Source organism: Anaerovorax sp. IOR16, assembly GCF_017168145.1.
In the GTDB taxonomy this organism is placed as follows: domain Bacteria; phylum Bacillota; class Clostridia; order Peptostreptococcales; family Anaerovoracaceae; genus IOR16.
This window is the reverse complement of record NZ_JADQTL010000010.1, coordinates 176165-195488: the sequence shown is the minus strand read 5'-3', so window position 1 is coordinate 195488 and position 19324 is coordinate 176165. Positions and strand designations below refer to the sequence as shown.

Below are 19324 nucleotides of genomic sequence, written 5' to 3'. Positions count from 1 at the left end.
AAATCCAGAAGCAAGGAGGTATGTAAATAAAACGGTAGATTTGCACAAAGGAGAGTAAAATGAACTTAAAAGATAATTTTAATAAAGAAAAGATTTTTAAAATACTTCAAATAATAAAGGACAAGGTATTGTACCATTCTCGCCAAAGAAAAAGTATTGCAATTGCAAGTGCTGCTGTGATTGGTATTGCAGCTGTATCGTTTGCAGCAATCAAGATGATGAGTCCGGATGCATATATGTTGGCGGTAAACGATGTGCCGTTTGCTTATATTGCGAATCAGACTGTAATGGAAGAAGCAATTGATGATATTAAGACAGAGATGAGTGAATCCAAAGGTGTAGAAGAAATCATTTTTGATGATTCCGCATTAAAATGCACTGCAGTAAGAAATTTAAAAAAGAATGCAAACATTTTATCCGAAGAGCAATTGAAGGAAAAGTTTTTGTTAACAAAGCTATTCACTGCAAATGCTTGGAGTATTACAGTAAATGATAATAATATTTTCGCATTGGCAACCGAAAAAGATGCAAAAAAAGTATTGGATTCGGTCATTGCAAATTATCAAACCGCAGGTTCACAAATTGTGAGTACGGTTTATAAAGAAAATGTAAAAGTTGTACAGAAGAAAGTTCCTGCTTCTGACGTTTTGACCATTGAAGATGGAGTAAATTTACTTCTTACGGGAAACGCTGAACCTAAAACCTATGTTGTTCAGTCCGGTGATACCGTTTGGGATATTGCTAAAGGAAATAATATGACAACCGATCAGCTTCAGCATATGAACCCGGGATTTGATCCGAATAAAATTCAAATCGGACAAACTTTAAATCTGGTTGAAATGCATCCTTATATTACAATTGTTACAAAAGAACAAGTTGCAAAAGAAGAAAAGATTAATTTTGAGACTGTTTTTGAAAACACAAATACGTTATATAAGGGAGAAGTAAAAGTAAAAACAGCTGGTGTATACGGCAAGAAAGAAACCATAACTGAGATAGTTAAAGAGAATGGTGTTCAAACTTCTGCCGTAGATTTAGGAACAACTGTTGTTTCAGAACCGCAGACACAGGTTGCTTATCGAGGGACAAAATCATTGTCTACGTTTGTAGGATCCGGAAGCTTTACAAGACCGGTACCTCTTAATGTTTCATCTCCGTTTGGTTCTAGAGGCGGAGGAAGACATACTGGTGTCGATCTACGAAATCCGAAAGGGACGCCGATTCATGTTGTTGATGATGGAGTCGTAACCTTTGCTGCTTATTCCGGAAGCTACGGTAATATTGTAAAGGTTTCTCATGGTAATGGTATTGAGACTTGGTATGCGCATTGTAATACAATGTTGGTATCGGTTGGTGAACGCGTGAGCAAAGGACAGCAAATTGCAACCGTAGGAATAACGGGAAGAGCAACAGGATACCATCTTCATCTTGAGGTGCGAAAGAATGGTGTGCCACAAAATCCAATGAATTATCTATAAGAATTCATTAGAACTTGAATTTTCAATAAGAAAACTTTTGATTAAAAATCAAATATGATATATAATTTTTAGAGCGAGTATCGTATACTCGCTCTAAACTGTTTACATAATAAAATCCGTGGTATTAATAATACTATGTGATTTTTTGTATAATAGGACATAGTAGTTCTTATTATCAGTTATAAGGTTTTTATACAGTAGTGGCGCAGTCATAAAGCAGGATGCGCAGTCTGTGAAACAGGCGCCGAGGGGAAGCTAGGGTTTCCAGCGGATTGGCGGAGCCACTTTTTTATATGGATGGAGGCAATGATGACTTTTTTTAGTGAAGTAAAGGAGGATATTCAGGCAGTACTGAATCGAGATCCTGCTGCAAGAACCGGTTTTGAAGTATTGCTTTGTTATCCAGGTGTTTGGGCGTTGATTTTACATAAACCGGCGCATTGGATGTATCATCATCATCTAAAGCTGATTGCACGAATATTGTCACAGTTGGTAAGATTTATTACTGGGATTGAAATACATCCTGGTGCTACAATCGGACGTCGATGTTTTATAGATCACGGTATGGCTGTGGTCATTGGAGAAACGACAGAAGTTGGAAATGATGTTACGATTTATCAAGCAGTTACTTTAGGAGGAACAGGGAAGGATAGCGGCAAACGGCATCCGACCATTGGCAATAATGTAATGATTAGTTCCGGAGCGAAGGTTTTAGGACCTTTTACAGTCGGCGACAATTCAAAGATTGGTGCAGGTGCCGTGGTGCTTGAAGCGGTGCCCCCTAATTGTACGGTAGTGGGCGTCCCAGGTAAGATTGTAAAACGTGGAAACCAAAAAGCAGAGGATTTAAACCAGGTAGATTTGCCAGATCCGATTGCAGTGGAGATGGAATGCTTACGCAGGCGTATTGTTATGTTAGAGAACAAGTTGCGTGAAACGGAAAAAGGCAAAGTGCACGAGACGTGCAATAGTGAGGAGGAAACAAAATGAAAATTTACAATACCTTGACACGACAAAAAGAAGAGTTTGTGCCTATTGATGAAAATGAGATTAAAATTTATGTATGTGGTCCGACGGTATATAATTATTTTCACATTGGAAATGCAAGACCTTTTGTAGTATTTGATACGTTAAGAAACTATTTGAAGTACCGTGGCAAGAATGTTAAATTTGTACAGAATTTTACAGATGTTGACGATAAAATTATTAATAAAGCTAGAGAAGAAGGCGTTTCTGCCGGAGAAATCAGTGAAAAATATATTGGAGAGTACTATAAGGATGCATCTGCATTAAATGTAAAGAAAGCAAGCGTACATCCAAAGGTAACTGAAAACATGAATGAAATTATTCATTTTGTACAAGGTTTGATTGAGAAGGGGTATGCGTATGAAGTAGATGGTGATGTTTATTATAGCACACGCAAGTTTGCTGATTACGGAAAATTATCGAAACAGAACATTGAGGATCTGGAATCAGGTGCACGTATTGAAATCGGGGAAAAGAAGAAAGATCCATTGGATTTTGCTCTATGGAAAGCACAGAAAACGGAGGATGAGCTGGCATGGCAGTCCCCTTGGGGATTGGGTAGACCCGGATGGCACATTGAGTGCTCGGTTATGTCTACAAAATACTTGGGTGAGACAATTGACATTCACGCAGGTGGACAAGATTTAACTTTCCCGCACCATGAAAATGAAATTGCTCAGACGGAGGCTCAAACAGGAAAACCGTTTGCAAACTATTGGATGCACAATGGTTATATCACCATTGATAATGAAAAAATGTCAAAGTCAAAGGGTAATTTTTTCACAGTAAGAGACATTTTGCAAAATTATGATGGAGAAGTAATGCGCTTTTTCTTACTTTCTGGTCATTATCGAAGTCCAATTAATTTTAGTAAAGAATTGATGGATCAAGCAAAAAATGGTTTGGCGCGCATGCAAAATGCAAAACTTCACTTACAGCATTTGATTCAAAATGGAAACGGTGAAATGACAGCGGAAGAATCTGCTCAATATACTGATCTAGAAAAGTATCGTCAAAAGTTTATTGATGCTATGGAAGATGATTTAAATACAGCTGATGCAATTAGCGTTGTATTTGAATTGATTCGAGACATTAATACTGTAACAAAAGAAGGTGCTTCTAAAGTATTTGCAGAGAAGTGTCTATTGTTATTAGATGAATTAACCGAAGTTTTAGGGTTGCTTCGTAAAGATGACGCTGGTGATTCTATTGATGAAGACATTCAGAAATTAATTGATGAAAGACAGGAAGCAAGAAAGGCAAAGAATTTTGCAAGAGCCGATGAAATCCGTGATTTGCTGAAAGAAAAAGGCATTACGTTAAAAGATACACCGCAAGGGATTCAAATTATTCGAGAATAAAATTTTATAAATACCATTAAGAAAAAGAGGAATGTATGAATCGCTATGATTTTCCCAAGGTAGATTTACATTTGCATTTAGATGGCTCTGTAAATCCCAAAAGTGCATATGAGATGGCGAAAGAACGAAAGCTTTTGATTGCAGATGTGCCATTTGAACAATTTCGAAAAGGTATGGTTTTAGAGGAAGAAATTGAAAGCCTTTATGATTATTTGAAAAAATTTGATGTTCCAACTGCAATTTTACAAGACACGGAGGCTTTGGAACGTGTCAGCTTTGAGCTTGTTTTGCATTTGGCGGATCTTGGATTGTGCTATGCTGAAATTCGCTTTGCTCCTCAGCTGCATACAAAAAAAGGTTGTACCCAAAGAGAGATTGTAGAATCCGTAATTCGTGGTGCTAAGAGGGCGATGCAGCAAAAAACAACGATTCAAGTGGGTATATTACTATGCACCATGACATTGATGACAGTAGAACAAAATCAAAAGGAAAACCTTGAGACGGTAGAACTGGCTAAAGAGTTTCTTGGACAGGGTGTGGTTGGTCTTGATATGGCAGGTGCGGAAGGGATTGTACCGCTCATTAAGCGTAAACCTCTTTTTTCTCGAGCGAAAGAACTGAATATACCGTTTACCATTCATGCCGGAGAGGTAGAGTGTGCGGAAAATGTGAAAACTGCCATAGAGTTTGGTGCAAGACGAATTGGACATGGACACCATTGCATTGATGATGCAAACGTGTTACGTCTTGTATTAGAAACAAAAACCCCACTTGAGATTTGTATTACAAGTAATATTCAATGCAAAAATCAGCCGTCTTATGAGGCGCATCCGATTAAGTTGCTCTATGAGATGGGAGCTGCGGTTACAATGAACACGGATAATATGGTACTTTCGAATGTGACACTGGATTCGGAGTATGCCATTGCACAAAAGGTATATGGATTTACAAGGTTGGATTTGATTACACTGAATGAAAACAGCATTCGGGCATCATTTTTATCTGAGGCGGAAAAGGCAGATTATCTTAATAGAATGAAATCATATCGTTAAGATTTACCCTTTTTTCCTTGAGGGATTATAAACTTGACAATAGAATATTTATTCGATACAATTTACAATGTATTATTAATAAAATTAGAAGGACTCACTAAACCGAGGACATCGAAGGAGGACTACTTTGAAAAATGTAAAAACAATTGCAAAACCTACATTAAAAACATCTGCTTGTCAGGGTGGCTGTGGCGAATGCCAGACTTCTTGCCAGTCTGCTTGTAAGACTTCTTGCACTGTTGCAAATCAGGAATGTGAAAATACTAGACGCAGATAGTTAAATTTGAAGTTAAAAAAACAGCAGTCTTGCTGTTTTTTTTATCTAGTAGGAAATATTAGGAGGGTGCTCAGCGAATGAAATGAGCGCCAAAGGGAACCATGGGGTTCCCTAGTGGCGTGGTAAAGCCACTTTTTTTATTCAATGACCCATTTATTTGATTGGATAATTTTTAATATATAAGTAATTAACGACTAAGGACAAATAGGAGGATAATTGTGGTACATAAATATAAATTTAAAGACCAAAATATTATTTTAGATGTTAACAGTGGGGCTATTCATCTTGTGAGTGACAGCATTTTTGACATTTTAGAAAGTTATAAAGAGAAAACAAAGGAAGAGATTATTTCTTCATTAAATAATAGATATGATGAAGAGGAGCTGGAAAAGGCATATGAAGACATTCAAACCTTGGAAAAGGAAAACATGCTTTTTTCAGACGATTCTCAAATTACGAATGAAATGTTAGAAGGACGTGGCTCTGTCATTAAAGCGATGTGTCTGCATGTAGCTCATGATTGCAATTTGCGCTGCAAATATTGTTTTGCCGATAAAGGTGCTTACGTTGGAGAACGTGCATTGATGTCTTTGGAAACCGGGAAAAAAGCAATTGATTTCTTGTTAAATCAATCAGGAAGCCGAAGAAATTTGGAACTTGATTTCTTTGGTGGAGAACCGCTTATGAATTTTGATGTCGTCAAAGAATTGGTCCGTTATGGGAGAGAAGCAGAAAAACCTTTGAATAAAAACATTCGTTTTACTATTACAACAAACGGTGTTTTATTAGATGAAGCAAAGATGGATTTCATTAACAAAGAGATGTCAAATGTTATTTTAAGTGTAGATGGAAGAAAAGAAGTAAACGATGAGATGCGGCAAACCATAAACGGTCAGGGAAGCTATGATGTAATTATGGACAACTATTTGCGTTTTGTAGAAAAGAGAGAGGGTCTTTATTATGTGAGAGGTACTTTCACGGCAAAAAATTTAGACTTTGCTGAAGATGTGAAACATTTAGTTGATTTAGGGTTTAAAAATGTATCGGTCGAGCCTGTAGTAACAGATCCTTCTTTAGATTATGCTCTTCATGACAGTGATGCAGAAACTATAAAAGCAGAGTATGATCGTTTGACAGAGTTGTTTTTGGAATATGAAAAACAGGGAAAGGAATTTTCTTTTTTCCACTTTAATTTAGATCTAAATCAAGGCCCATGCGTTTATAAGAGAGTGGCTGGCTGCGGAGCCGGAACGGAATACGTTGCTGTGTCGCCGGAAGGTGATGTTTATCCTTGTCACCAGTTTGTAGGCAATGAAGAATTTAAACTTGGTAATGTTTCGGATTCTGTGTTTGAAAACAAACTTTTTGACCGATTTAATAAAGCGCATATTTATAATAAAGAAGCTTGTCAGGAATGCTGGGCAAAATTTTATTGCAGTGGTGGATGTCATGCAAATGCATATCACAGCAATGGGGATGTTCTAAAGCCGTATGAACTTGGATGTGAACTGGAGAAGAAACGGTTGGAATGTGCGATTGGCATTAAGGCTATAGAGGCTTGTCAGGAATAGAGAAGGAAATTGGAAGGGAAGCAGGAGGAAACGATTGAGAATTTTAGTGGTAAGCGATACGCATGGGTATGTACAGTCTGCAATGGAGATATATCGTATGCAGCATGAATTACAGCCCATTGATTGCATTGTTCATTTAGGCGATTTGGTATCTGATGCTAACGCATTGAGAATAAGGCTTAATGCAAAGGTAATTAGCGTAAAGGGCAATATGGATGGAAGTCATTCGGAGGCGGATTATAAAATATTAGAAACTGAGTATGGGAAATTATTGCTGTGTCATGGACATATGCAAAATGTAAAAGTAACTACGCAGAATCTATTGTATCGGGCGGAGGAACTTGGCTGCAAGGCTGCCCTTTTTGGACACACCCATATACCTTCTTTTGTGGATGCAAATGGGATTTATTTATTGAATCCAGGAAGCTTATCTCTGCCTAAAGGGGGAAACCCAGGTTCTTATGCGATGGTCGAAATCGCGGAGGGTGAATTTAAAGCCTCTATTTTATTTGAACCTCCTAAAAAACCAAAGGTAACAGGAGGATATTTGCGAGATATCTTGAATAACAGTGATCGAGCATAAAGTTTTAAATTAAAAAGGCGCATTCTTGGGGAAGAATAATGGTAGCGGAGTAATTGGCTACGGATAGGAAATAAGATGGTAAAAGCAGAAAATATAGCATATATGAATACGACAGTGCTTGCTTATATGGGTGACGCTGTATATGAGGTTTTTGTTCGGGAACGCGTAATTGCAACCGGACAGATTCATGCGGATAAGCTTCATCATTCTGCAATCAAATATGTAAGAGCAGAGGGACAAGCAAAGGCTTTAAAGAGTATGTTAGAGGAATTATCCGAAACTGAATTGGCTCTAGTAAAGCGCGCTCGAAATAAAAAAATTACATCTAAACCGAAGAATGCAGACCCGATTACGTATAAATGGGCAACTGCCTTTGAAGCTTTAATTGGGTATTTGCATTTAAGTGAGCAACTGGATCGCAGGAATGAAATTATGGAAAAAACTGTTTCTATTATTGAGAAATCTTGAGGGAATATTATGAAACGAATTGCAGTCGTTGCGATGGAAAAGGAATATGCGAAATATTTAAGAGATAATCTGGCTCTTTATTTGGATCAGTATGCAGAAATTCGTTATTACACCGTAGCAGAGGTGGAACAAATGTTGCAAATTTCTGAGGAATTTGTAGTGGTATCTGCCTTCACGATTTTTCAAAGAGTAAAACAAAAAATCAAAGAATCTTCGGAATTAATTGTAATAAGTATTACTTTAAATAAAGAAAAGGTTGAGCCTTTGCGTAATCTCCCGAAAGGTACGCGTGCACTTCTTGTAAACATTGACGAACGAACCTGCATGCAAGTGATTACCTCTTTATATGCTGCCGGATTCCGTAATGTAGAGTTAATCCCTTATTGGGGAAAGAACGATTATGATCGAACCATTAAATTAGCAATCACGCCGGATGAAGAATGGTTAGTGCCAAATGATATGGATCGAATTATTAATATCGGTGAACGTATTGTTGATTTAAATTGTATTTATGACATTGCAGATAAGCTTGGTGCAGAGACTATTTTTGGTTCAAGAGAAGCGTTTGAAGCAAAAAATAACATGTATTTTGGCAATGCAAACATAGAACGTATTTTAGGTATTAATAAAAGTTTATCTGGACGTATAGGGGCTTTACTTCATCTTATGGATCAAGGGATTATTATTACGGATGTTCTTGGCAAAGTATGCTTACATAATGATAAGGCACAATCTCTTTTAAAGCATCGGTCAGAACTTTTAATGGGTTTTGATATGTTAGATCTTTTGCCTGAATTAAAACATTTAATTGATAAAAATGGAAAAGAATTTGGAGATAAAGAGCTTATTGAAATTAATGGAGAAAATTTAGTCGTTTCATTAACTGGTATTGTTCACGATGAAGAACGGTTAGGAAATGTAATTATTTTAGATGATTTTGAAAAGATTGAAGAACAGCAGCATGGACTTCGAACCAAACTAAGCGGTGTTGATCATGAAGCACGGTACCACTTTGAAGATATTAAAGGAAAAAGCGAGAGCCTTAAAGAAGTTATTTTGGCTGCAAGACGGATGGCATCGTCAGATTCATCCGTGCTTATTACAGGAGAAAGTGGTGTAGGAAAGGAAGTATTTGCACAAAGTATTCATAATGAGTCTTCTAGAGCAAGATATAATTTTGTTGCAGTTAATTGTGCTGCTATTCCTGAAAACTTATTAGAAAGCGAAATGTTTGGCTACGAAGAGGGTTCCTTTACGGGAGCAAAAAAAGGTGGTAAAATCGGTTATTTTGAATTAGCACATAAAGGAACCATTTTTTTAGATGAAATTGGTGAAATGCCGCTGCTGCTGCAGTCAAAGCTGCTTCGTGTTATTGAAGAAAGAAAGATTGTAAAAATAGGATCCCATAAAGTGATTAATGTGGATGTGCGAATTATTGCAGCGAGTAATAAAAACTTATTACAGCTGGTTCAAGAAGGAAAATTTCGAGAAGATTTGTATTATCGAATTAATGTACTTCCGTTACAGATACCAAGCCTTAGGGAGCGTTCTGAAGATATCATAGGATTATTAGAATGGTTTATGTTTCTTATGAGATGCCATTTTACCTTTAGTGATTTGGCAAAGAAAGTTATTGAACAGTATCCTTGGAAAGGAAACATTCGTGAATTGCGTAATGCTGCGGAATATATGGCGAATCTCGATAAAACAAATATTGACGTAACGGATTTGCCGCCAGCCATAAAGTATTTTGCAGAAGAACAGAAAGTCGAACAAAAAGTTATAAATACAATCCATTCATTGGAAGAACCGTCAATTATAGAAAAAAATCATTCAGAGCATTTTAATTCTCGGTTTCTTCTAAGAGAAGGGAAACGAATTGAACTGTTTGATTTTATATTATCAGAGCTGGCGGATGCATATAAACGTAGAGAACGTTTGGGGCGTGTCTCCTTAATGCAAAAGGCAATAAATAAAAATTTAATTTTTACTGAAGCTGAAATTCGAACTGCGCTTCGAAAATTAGATGATTTTGGATTTGTTTCTACAGGAGTTGGAAGAAGCGGTAGTGCGATTACCACTAGTGGTTTTATGTTATTAAATGATATAAAAGGTTTAATAGGTTAATAAATAGCCAATTAAACCTTTTGATTTATCTAATAATTCGAAATTAACTGTTGAATAAATGAATATAAAATATTTTTTCTATTAAAATTAGAAGCTTTAAAGTAGTTTATTTAAAATATGTATGGACGAAAATTATAGTTGGCATGGTGTTTGCTCTATTTAATACCAGTATGAAAAAGGAGGAATCATCATGGAAACATCTTATTTGGGAATTTTATCACTCATACCGGTAATCCTAACGATTGGTCTTGCAATTAAGACGAAAAATGTAATATTGTCTTTGGGAATCGGTGTGTTTTCCGGCGTGTTGTTACAGGTGGGTGGTAATCCGATTACTGCTACAACGACAATGGTTGGAGACTATTTGTTTGCTCAGCTTCAGGATAGCTATAATGCGGGCATTATTATTCTACTTGTTTTTATAGGAGGGTTTGTAACCTTAATTGAGCAGTCCGGAGGTGCTGAGGCCTTTGCAAAAAAGGTTGCAGGATTGGTAAACAATCGATGTAAAGTACAGCTAGCTGCATGGATTGGCGGTATTCTTGTATTTTTTTCTGAATTGGGAACACCGTTAATTGTAGGGCCTGTATTTTCACCTTTGTTTGAGAAACTTCGAGTTTCAAAAGAGAAACTTGCATGGATTATTGATACAACGGCTTCTCCGGTTTGTGTATTAATTCCGTTTATTGGATGGGGCGTCTACTCTATGGGGTTAATTCAAGAAGAATTTGATGCACTGAAGATTACAGAAATTACAGATTGGACTGCATTTATTTCTGCAATTCCATTTCAATTTTATCCAATATTATGCCTTGTGATTGTACCATTGGTTGCATTTTCCGGAAGGGAATTCAGCTTTATGGCAAAGGCAGAACAAAATGCACAAAAAGGTATTTTCAGTCAGCTTGATGAAAATGCAGTCAAGGCACCGACTATGTTAACGAATAATAACGTTTCACCACTAGTTGTTATTATCCCTTTGTTGGTATTATTTGTAACGTTATTTGGGATTTTAGCTCCTTTGGGTTTTCCTGTAAAACAGGTTCCCGGCAGTCAATTTCGTATTGCTTTGATCAGTGGATATTTCTACGGAGCAATTACAATGATATTAATGATGGCATGGTATAAGGTAAAAACCATTAAAGAGGGTATACGCATTTACTTTAAAGGATATGGTAAAATGTTTGAGTGTATCGTTATATTGATATTGGCTTGGTCGCTAAGTTCAGTGGGAAAAGCCATTGGAACGCCGGACTTTATCGTAAACATAGCAAAAGGAAATATACCGAGCTGGAGTATTCCTGCAATTATCTTTATTGTAGGTGCTTTAATTTCCTTTGCAACAGGTACTTCGTGGGGAACATTCGCAATTATGATGCCGATTGCTATCCCTATGGCATTTCATTTAGGAGCACCACTATATGTTTCTATTGCTGCAGTACTTTCTGGTGGATTATTTGGTGACCACTGTTCACCGATATCGGATACCACTATTTTAGCTGCAACGGGTTCCAATTGTTCTCTTTTGGATCACGTAAAAACGCAGTTCCCTTATGCATTACTTTGTGCATCGGTTTCAATTGTTGGTTATTTGTTTGCAGGATTCTTTGAAAGTGTAATTGTCACAATTGCATGTATTGCTGCAATAACAATCGTATATGCTTTAGCAGCAAAAATTTGGGGCATTAAGGTAGATAACTTAACTTTAGCTGATATAGAAAAAATAGAAGAATAATAGGAACTCGAAGAAAGGAAATGGAAAAATGGCAAATTTATGGAGCGGAAGATTTGAAAAAGGAATGGATGAAATTGTTGAAAAATTCAATGCATCCATTGGATTTGACGAGAGATTGTACGCTTGTGATATTCAGGGCAGCATTGCTCACGTAACTATGCTTTCTGAGCAAGGGATTGTAAGCAGCGAAGAAAAGGATAAGATTATTGATGGACTCAAGAGCATCAAAGAACGTATTGATAAGGGAGAATTGACTTTCACTGTTAAAAGTGAAGACATTCATATGGCAGTAGAAGGTACTTTAATTTCGGAACTTGGCGATGTTGGAAAAAAGCTCCATACTGCGAGAAGCCGTAATGACCAAGTGGCAGTAGATACAAGACTTTACTTAAAAGAGCAAATAAAAGAAATCCTTGAAAATTTAATTTACATGGAACGTGTTCTTTTAGAAAAAGCAGAAAGCTATGCAGATAAAATTATGATTGGGTTTACACATATGCAGCATGCACAGCCGGTTACAGTTGGATTTCATTTTATGGCTTATTTTCAAATGTTTAAAAGAGATATTCAGCGATTGCAGGATACCTATGAACGAATGGATTATTGCCCGCTTGGAGCTTGTGCATTAGCAGGGACTACGTTACCAACGAACCGTCATAGAACGGCAGAACTCTTAGGATTTAAAGCACCGACCCAAAATGCAATGGATAGTGTCAGTGATCGTGATTATATCATCGAATTTTTAAGTGATGCATCCATTTCAATGATGCATATCAGTCGTTTTGCAGAAGAATTTGTATGGTGGAATTCTCAAGAATTCAGCTATATTGCTATCGATGACAGCTTCTGTACCGGAAGCAGCATTATGCCGCAGAAAAAGAATCCGGATATGGCAGAGCTTCTTCGCGGTAAAGTAGGACGTGTTTATGGCCATTTGATGCAAATTCTTACTGTGATGAAAGGAACTCCACTTGCCTATAATAAGGATTTCCAAGAGGACAAAGAAGGGATGTTTGACACCATTGATACTTGGAAAGCTTCTTTGAGAATTTTTGCAAAGATGATAGAAAAAACAGAATTCCGAATGGATGTGATTGAAAAGCATTTAAGCAAAGGGTTCTTAAATGCAACGGATTTAGCAGAACACTTTGTTAAGCTTGAGATTCCATTTCGTGAAGCGCATGAAATTGTTGGGAAAATGGTTAAATACTGTGAACATCATAATAATGATTTTTGTGATTTAACAGAGAGTGATTTAAAGGAGATTGATGAACGTCTTTCTTTGGAGAAAATGCCGGATTTAAGCATTGAAGGCTGTGTGAATGCAAGAGTATCCTTTGGAGGAACAGCCCCAGATGAGGTTCGTCGTCAAATTCGACAAGAAGAAGATTGGCTTAACGCATTTGCATAAAATAAAATTTATGTTAAAATCGGAGTGTAGAGATAATATGGTATTTTTCAATGGAAGGCTCTTTTGACCTTCCATTGTTTCGTAGATAGAACAGAGGAGGAATTTCAGCATGACAAAAAAATCGGTTGCATTGGAGAAGCACTTGGAGTGGCAAGGAAAACTTGAGGTGATTACGAGAGCTCCCATTAATACAAGAGAAGAGTTGGCGATTGCTTATACGCCGGGGGTTGCAGAACCATGCTTGGAAATAGCGCGAGATGAAAATTTGGCTTATGATTATACTAGAAAAGGAAATTTGGTCGCGGTTATTACAGACGGTAGTGCTGTCTTAGGCTTGGGAGATATTGGACCGAGCGCCGGTATGCCGGTTATGGAAGGAAAATGCGCCTTATTTAAACGGTTTGCAGATATTGATGCATTCCCAATTTGCATTGATTCAAAAGATCCAAAAACAATTATAGATACGGTAGTTGCCATTTCTAAAAGTTTTGGTGGGATTAATCTTGAAGATATTTCTGCACCTCGTTGTTTTGAAATTGAAAAAGAATTGATTAAAAAATGCGATATTCCGGTTTTTCATGATGACCAGCATGGTACAGCAATCATTACATCAGCCGGGCTCCTAAATGCAATCCGTTTAACCGGGAAGAAAATGGGAGAATTAAAAATTGTGATTAGCGGTGCCGGTGCTGCAGGAATTTCTATTGCTCGATTGTTTTTACAAATGGGATTCGGAGATGTAATTCTTTGCGGTAGCAAAGGTACCATTTATGAAAATGCTCCTTATAATAATGAAGCACAACAGGAAATGGCAAAGGTTACAAACAAAGAAAAATTGGTTGGCAGCTTAGCGGATGCAATGAAGGGTGCTGATGTATTTATCGGTGTTTCTAAGCCGGGTATTGTGACACAGGATATGGTATGTTCTATGGCGAACGATCCAATTATTTTTGCTATGGCCAACCCAACCCCGGAAATTATGCCGGATTTGGCAAAGGAGGCAGGTGCAGCTGTTGTGGGAACTGGAAGAAGTGATTTTCCAAATCAAGTAAATAATGTGCTTGCTTTCCCCGGAATCTTTAAGGGTGTTTTATCGGTTCGTTCCAGAGAAATTACCGATTCCATGAAAGAAGCAGCGGCAAGAGCCATCGCAGGTGTCATTGATGAACAACATTTGAAAGCAGATTATGTGCTTCCGGATGCGTTTGATCCCAATGTAGTAAAGGCAGTTTCTGAAGCAGTGGCTAAAGAAGCGATCCGATTGGGTTTGAATCGAAAATAATTGAATGAAATATTGTAAAGGAGGAGTACGATGGAGTATCGAATTGAGCATGACACAATGGGAGAAGTCAAGGTACCGTCCGATAAATATTGGGGGGCACAAACGCAACGTAGTTTTGAAAATTTTAAAATCGGAGGCGAGAAAATGCCGATTGAGATCGTTCGTGCTTTCGGCGTTTTAAAAAAGGCTGCGGCGCTTACAAATTGTAAGCTTGGAATGCTGGATGAAAAACGAGCAAATGCCATTTCTGCTGTATGTGATGAAATCATGGAAGGAAAATTGGACGAGCATTTTCCTTTGGTTGTTTGGCAGACAGGAAGTGGTACACAGTCAAATATGAATGTAAATGAAGTGGTTGCAAATCGAGGGAATGAGATTTTGGGTGAGAAACTTTTACATCCAAATGATCACGTTAATAAATCACAAAGTTCAAATGATACCTTTCCTACAGCGATGCATATTGCGGCAATTATGGAAATCGAGAATGCATTGCTGCCGGCAATCTGGAAATTAGAAGAAACCTTTCATAAATTATCTGAGGATAACAAGGACATCATAAAGACCGGAAGAACCCATTTGCAGGATGCAACACCGCTTACACTTGGACAGGAAATCAGTGCATGGCGAGAAATGCTTTCAAAATGTGCAGATATGATTGTCGAATCTGAGAATGGATTAAGAGAGCTGGCTTTGGGTGGAACTGCTGTAGGGACAGGACTGAATGCCCATAAGCAATTCGGAATACTTGTTGCAGAGGAAATTTCAAATATAACACAGAAAGAATTCGAAACTGCACCGAATAAATTTCATTCCCTGACCAGCAAAGATGCATTGGTCTATTCCCATGGAGCTTTAAAAGCATTGGCTTGTGATTTGATGAAGATTGCAAATGATGTACGTTGGCTTGCGAGCGGACCTCGCTGTGGTATTGGTGAAATTCAAATTCCGGAGAATGAACCAGGGAGCTCCATTATGCCTGGAAAGGTAAATCCAACACAATGTGAAGCGATGACCATGGCGTGTGTACAAGTAATGGCAAACGATTTTGCGGTATCTATGGGAGCTTCACAAGGAAACTTTCAGTTAAATGTGTTTATGCCGATGATTATCCATAACTTTTTGCAGTCAGTGCGATTACTTTCTACCGCGTTAGTTTCATTCCGTGACAATTGTGCAATTGGGATTCAACCAAACGAAGAGAAAATTAAGGAAAATCTAAATCGTTCCTTGATGCTGGTAACATCATTAAATCCTTATATTGGTTATGAAAATGCAGCTAAGGTTGCTAAGACCGCTCATAAGGAGGGAATTACTCTGAAAGAGGCTGCAGTAAAACTGGGGTTATTAACAGCAGAAGAATTTGATAAGGCAGTGGTTCCGGCCAATATGGTAAAAACAATTGAATGTGATTCAACAATATAAAGGACTTCCAAGGCCTATTTATTTACTTTCTTTAGCACGAATGATTACAGCTATGGGGATGTTCATTTATCCTTTTTTATCATTATTGCTAAATACAAGGTTAGGCTATAATGAATTTCAAATCGGTCAAGTTATGCTTTATATTGCCGTTGCAAACATAATAGGAACCTTGCTTGCAGGAAAACTGGCTGATCGGTTTGGAAGAAAGAAAATATATCTTTATGCACTGATCGGCTGCGTTGCTTCCTTGTTTTTTGGAGGCTTTGTTTGTGAGAAGTTTTTAATAGTACCTGTGGTAGTGCTGGTTTACTTTTTTGTAAGTATGACCATGCCTGTTTTGGCTGCAATGATTACAGACTTATCAGATGAAAACAATCGAAGAGAATGTTTCTCTCTTTTATATTTAAGTACCAACATTGGATTTTCAATGGGCCCTTTAATTGCGGGAATGCTGTTTTATAATTATACTTCCTGGATTTTTTGGGGGCAGGGAATCAGCTGTATGGTAACAGCATTGATTGTATTTTTTACAATAAATGATACTATGCCTGACTCATCATTGAATATCACAAAGGAAGAAAACTTAGAAGATAATAGAAAGGACATAGATTTAAAAGATAGAAAAAGGGAAGATGCAGAAAAAAGCTTATTTTTGTTATTGTTAGAACGTCCTGTTTTACTGTGTTTTATTTTCTGTCTGGCAGTGCTGACATTTTGCTATATTGAAGTCGATTTTATTTTACCTTTGCAGGTGAAGGATATATTCGGTATAGAAGCCGGCGCAAAATATTTTGGGATTATGAGTGCTTGTAATGGCTTTGTGGTTGTAATAGCTTCTCCGATTCTAGTGTTAATGACAAAGAAAAAAGAGCCGTTGTTTAATATGTTTATTGCAGCATTGCTCTATGCTGTCGGATTTGGATTTTATGCGATAACACGTTCGCTTCTATTATATATGGTATTTGTAGCAATTTGGACGTCTGGAGAGATTTTGATTTCTACGTGCTCCGGCGAATACATAGCTTCTCATTCGCCAGAAAGTCATAGAGCGCGCTTTCAATCCTTATATGAGTTTGCCCGCGGTGTGGGAAAAGCCTTTGGACCTTTGGTATTTGGCTTGTTTCTTTTAAAACATAGTATGGCAGCGGCTTGGATTCTGATCGCATGGATTTGTGTTTTAACTGGGATTGTTCTTTTTATTCTTTTTCGGATTGAACAAACAATGAAACATAATTATAATAACATTAAGGATATCGCATGAATTTTAAGATTTTATATAATACATTTAAGCTAATATAGTTGAGAAATAGTAGAACTATGGTAAAATAAATTGAGAGATAAAGAATAATAGAATTGATCAATAAAATACGAAGTGAAAGATAAAGGAGGCGCCAGTGAGTAAGGCAGATCAGATTTTTGTAGGAATGTGTAACGACATCATTCAAAATGGGTATTCTTCCGAAGGACAGAGCGTTCGTGCTGTTTGGGAAGATGGAACACCGGCGCATACAATCAAAAAATTTGGTGTAGTAAATCGGTATAATTTGTCTGAGGAATTTCCAGCATTAACCCTAAGACCTACGCCAATGAAATCAGCGATAGATGAGCTTCTTTGGATTTGGAGCAAGAAATCAAACAATGTAAATGATTTAGCAAGCCATATTTGGGATGCTTGGGCGGATGAAACGGGTTCCATTGGGAAAGCATATGGGTATCAGTTATCCGTTAAGCATAAATACAGCGAGGGCGAGATGGATCAGGTTGATCGAGTACTTTATGATTTGAAGCATAATCCGTACAGCCGAAGAATTATGACCAATATTTATGTACACGAAGATCTTCATGAGATGAACTTATATCCATGTGCATATAGTATGACTTTTAATGTTGTGGATGGTCGATTGAATGCTATTTTGAATCAACGTTCTCAAGATATATTGGTTGCCAATAATTGGAACGTTGCCCAATATGCTGTTTTAGTGCACATGCTTGCACAGGTAAATGGTTTTCAGGTTGGAGAATTGGTACATGTTATTGCTGATGCGCATATTTATGATCGCCATATACCTTTGGTTAAAGAGTTGATCCAACGTCCGCAGTATTCTGCACCTAGATTAAAAATCAATCCTGATGTAAAAAACTTTTATGATTTTAAAGTCAGTGATTTTATATTTGAGGATTACGAAGCCGGACCGCAGATTAAAGGCATTCCGGTAGCGGTTTAAAATGAGGGGGTACTTAGGATGAAAGCAATTGTTGTAGTGGATCAAAACTGGGCCATTGGAAAAGACGGGGGGCTTTTGGTTCATCTTTCCGGTGATTTAAAACATTTTAAAGAGATTACTTTGGGAAAGACCGTAATAATGGGACGTGCGACCTTGCAATCCTTACCGAAGCAACAGCCATTACCTGGAAGAAAAAATATAGTGCTGACTGAAAATGCACGTTTGACTGAAGATTTCATGAAATGTGATTTTACAGTTTGTAGTTCCATGGGTACATTGTTTACTGAGCTAATTGCGAATGGAGATATGGAGGACTCCTTTGTCATTGGAGGAGAAAAAATATATAAGCAGCTTTTAGAGTATTGCACGGAAGTTTATATTACTAAGATTGATTTCGCATTTCCGGGAGCGGATAAGCATTTTCCAAATTTGGATATGCAGCCGGATATATGGGAAGTGATATCTGAGGAGGCCCCGATAACAGAAAATGGGCACTCCTATCATTTTATGGAATATAGGAGAAAATAGCTTTGGCGAAGCAGAACAATAATGTAAATCTATTAATTGGTAGAAATCCAATTATAGAAGCACTGAAAAGTGGTCGAAAAATTGATAAAATATTAATGCAAAAAGATGGGGAAGGTTCCATTAAAAAAATTGCTGCGATGGCTCGTGAACAAAAGATTATTATCCAATATGTTGATAAAGTGGCGTTGGATCGTGTTGCAGAAGGTGGAAGCCATCAAGGTGTTGCCGCCTACATTGCAGCTTATGAGTATTGTGAAATGGAAGATCTTTTGCATGTTGCAAGAGAAAAGGGAGAAGATCCGTTTCTTATTTTGTTGGACGGATTGGAAGACCCGCATAATTTGGGTGCCATTATGCGTACAGCCGACGCGGTCGGAGCGCATGGCGTGATCATACCTAATCGGCGGTCGGTGTCGCTGACAGATACTGTCGCAAAAGCTTCAGCTGGTGCAATAGAATACGTACCGGTTGCAAGGGTTTCAAATTTGGTACAGACAATAGAAAAATTAAAACAGGCTGGACTTTGGATTGGTGCTTGTGATATGAATGGACAAACGTTTTATGAAGCGAATTTGACCGGAGGAATCGGCATTGTTGTAGGTGGGGAAGGCCAAGGTGTAAGTCGCTTAGTTCGTGAAAAATGCGATTTTGTTCTTTCCATCCCGATGAAAGGAAAGATAACATCATTAAATGCATCAAATGCAGCCGCTGTTTTGATGTATGAAGTATTTCGGCAGAGAAAAAATACTGAGACAAAATAATGAAATTAGAATAGGGG

17 protein-coding genes are annotated in these 19324 nt (G+C 37.5%); all 17 read left to right on the top strand.

Annotated elements, in window-relative coordinates; translation table 11 throughout:
- The first annotated feature begins 59 nt into the window (after window positions 1-59).
- Complete coding sequence (locus tag I2490_RS11540; RefSeq protein ID WP_206459915.1) at window positions 60-1478, top strand: M23 family metallopeptidase; 1419 nt, start codon at window positions 60-62, stop codon at window positions 1476-1478.
- Between the two features lie 306 nt (window positions 1479-1784).
- Window positions 1785-2468, top strand: a complete 684-nt coding sequence (cysE, locus tag I2490_RS11535; RefSeq protein WP_245157166.1) for a serine O-acetyltransferase — start codon at window positions 1785-1787, stop codon at window positions 2466-2468.
- Complete coding sequence (cysS, locus tag I2490_RS11530; protein WP_206459914.1) at window positions 2465-3865, top strand: cysteine--tRNA ligase; 1401 nt, start codon at window positions 2465-2467, stop codon at window positions 3863-3865. Before cysE ends, cysS begins: the two co-directional genes overlap by 4 nt.
- Window positions 3866-3900: 35 nt before the next feature.
- Window positions 3901-4917 (top strand): adenosine deaminase, encoded by a 1017-nt coding sequence (gene add / locus I2490_RS11525; RefSeq protein ID WP_206459913.1) that lies wholly within the window; start codon window positions 3901-3903, stop codon window positions 4915-4917.
- 127 nt (window positions 4918-5044) lie between these two features.
- Window positions 5045-5194, top strand: a complete 150-nt coding sequence (gene scfA, locus I2490_RS11520; protein WP_206459912.1) for a six-cysteine ranthipeptide SCIFF — start codon at window positions 5045-5047, stop codon at window positions 5192-5194.
- Window positions 5195-5406: 212 nt separating this feature from the next.
- Window positions 5407-6765 (top strand): thioether cross-link-forming SCIFF peptide maturase, encoded by a 1359-nt coding sequence (gene scfB, locus I2490_RS11515; protein WP_206460328.1) that lies wholly within the window; start codon window positions 5407-5409, stop codon window positions 6763-6765.
- A gap of 34 nt (window positions 6766-6799) precedes the next feature.
- A complete protein-coding gene (locus tag I2490_RS11510) occupies window positions 6800-7348 on the top strand; it encodes a YfcE family phosphodiesterase (protein WP_206459911.1) in 549 nt (182 codons plus the stop codon).
- A 75-nt stretch (window positions 7349-7423) separates the two neighbouring features.
- Window positions 7424-7816: a Mini-ribonuclease 3 gene (locus tag I2490_RS11505; protein WP_206459910.1), complete on the top strand. Its 393-nt coding sequence runs from the start codon at window positions 7424-7426 to the stop codon at window positions 7814-7816.
- A 9-nt stretch (window positions 7817-7825) separates the two neighbouring features.
- Window positions 7826-9943 (top strand): sigma-54 interaction domain-containing protein, encoded by a 2118-nt coding sequence (locus I2490_RS11500; RefSeq protein WP_206459909.1) that lies wholly within the window; start codon window positions 7826-7828, stop codon window positions 9941-9943.
- Window positions 9944-10133: 190 nt separating this feature from the next.
- On the top strand, window positions 10134-11678 hold the full coding sequence (locus I2490_RS11495) for a Na+/H+ antiporter NhaC family protein (RefSeq protein WP_206459908.1): 1545 nt from the start codon (window positions 10134-10136) through the stop codon (window positions 11676-11678).
- Window positions 11679-11706: 28 nt separating this feature from the next.
- Window positions 11707-13089 (top strand): argininosuccinate lyase, encoded by a 1383-nt coding sequence (gene argH / locus I2490_RS11490; RefSeq protein WP_206459907.1) that lies wholly within the window; start codon window positions 11707-11709, stop codon window positions 13087-13089.
- Between the two features lie 109 nt (window positions 13090-13198).
- Complete coding sequence (locus tag I2490_RS11485; protein WP_206459906.1) at window positions 13199-14371, top strand: NAD(P)-dependent malic enzyme; 1173 nt, start codon at window positions 13199-13201, stop codon at window positions 14369-14371.
- Between the two features lie 30 nt (window positions 14372-14401).
- A complete protein-coding gene (gene fumC / locus I2490_RS11480) occupies window positions 14402-15793 on the top strand; it encodes a class II fumarate hydratase (RefSeq protein ID WP_206459905.1) in 1392 nt (463 codons plus the stop codon).
- Window positions 15777-17054, top strand: coding sequence for an MFS transporter (locus I2490_RS11475; RefSeq protein ID WP_330634667.1), 1278 nt, complete (start codon window positions 15777-15779; stop codon window positions 17052-17054). Before fumC ends, I2490_RS11475 begins: the two co-directional genes overlap by 17 nt.
- 133 nt (window positions 17055-17187) lie before the next feature.
- A complete protein-coding gene (gene thyA / locus I2490_RS11470) occupies window positions 17188-18018 on the top strand; it encodes a thymidylate synthase (protein WP_206459903.1) in 831 nt (276 codons plus the stop codon).
- 18 nt (window positions 18019-18036) lie between these two features.
- Window positions 18037-18546 (top strand): dihydrofolate reductase, encoded by a 510-nt coding sequence (locus tag I2490_RS11465; RefSeq protein WP_206459902.1) that lies wholly within the window; start codon window positions 18037-18039, stop codon window positions 18544-18546.
- A 2-nt stretch (window positions 18547-18548) separates the two neighbouring features.
- A complete protein-coding gene (rlmB, locus tag I2490_RS11460) occupies window positions 18549-19307 on the top strand; it encodes a 23S rRNA (guanosine(2251)-2'-O)-methyltransferase RlmB (protein WP_206459901.1) in 759 nt (252 codons plus the stop codon).
- Window positions 19308-19324: the final 17 nt, after the last annotated feature.

Bases quoted from the DNA above. Each gene is read 5' to 3' on its own strand.
- I2490_RS11540 (WP_206459915.1), top strand. From the start codon at position 60: ATGAACTTAAAAGATAATTTTAATAAAGAAAAGATTTTTAAAATACTT.
- cysE (WP_245157166.1), top strand. From the start codon at position 1,785: ATGATGACTTTTTTTAGTGAAGTAAAGGAGGATATTCAGGCAGTACTG.
- cysS (WP_206459914.1), top strand. From the start codon at position 2,465: ATGAAAATTTACAATACCTTGACACGACAAAAAGAAGAGTTTGTGCCT.
- add (WP_206459913.1), top strand. From the start codon at position 3,901: ATGAATCGCTATGATTTTCCCAAGGTAGATTTACATTTGCATTTAGAT.
- I2490_RS11505 (WP_206459910.1), top strand. From the start codon at position 7,424: ATGGTAAAAGCAGAAAATATAGCATATATGAATACGACAGTGCTTGCT.
- I2490_RS11500 (WP_206459909.1), top strand. From the start codon at position 7,826: ATGAAACGAATTGCAGTCGTTGCGATGGAAAAGGAATATGCGAAATAT.
- I2490_RS11495 (WP_206459908.1), top strand. From the start codon at position 10,134: ATGGAAACATCTTATTTGGGAATTTTATCACTCATACCGGTAATCCTA.
- argH (WP_206459907.1), top strand. From the start codon at position 11,707: ATGGCAAATTTATGGAGCGGAAGATTTGAAAAAGGAATGGATGAAATT.
- I2490_RS11485 (WP_206459906.1), top strand. From the start codon at position 13,199: ATGACAAAAAAATCGGTTGCATTGGAGAAGCACTTGGAGTGGCAAGGA.
- fumC (WP_206459905.1), top strand. From the start codon at position 14,402: ATGGAGTATCGAATTGAGCATGACACAATGGGAGAAGTCAAGGTACCG.
- I2490_RS11465 (WP_206459902.1), top strand. From the start codon at position 18,037: ATGAAAGCAATTGTTGTAGTGGATCAAAACTGGGCCATTGGAAAAGAC.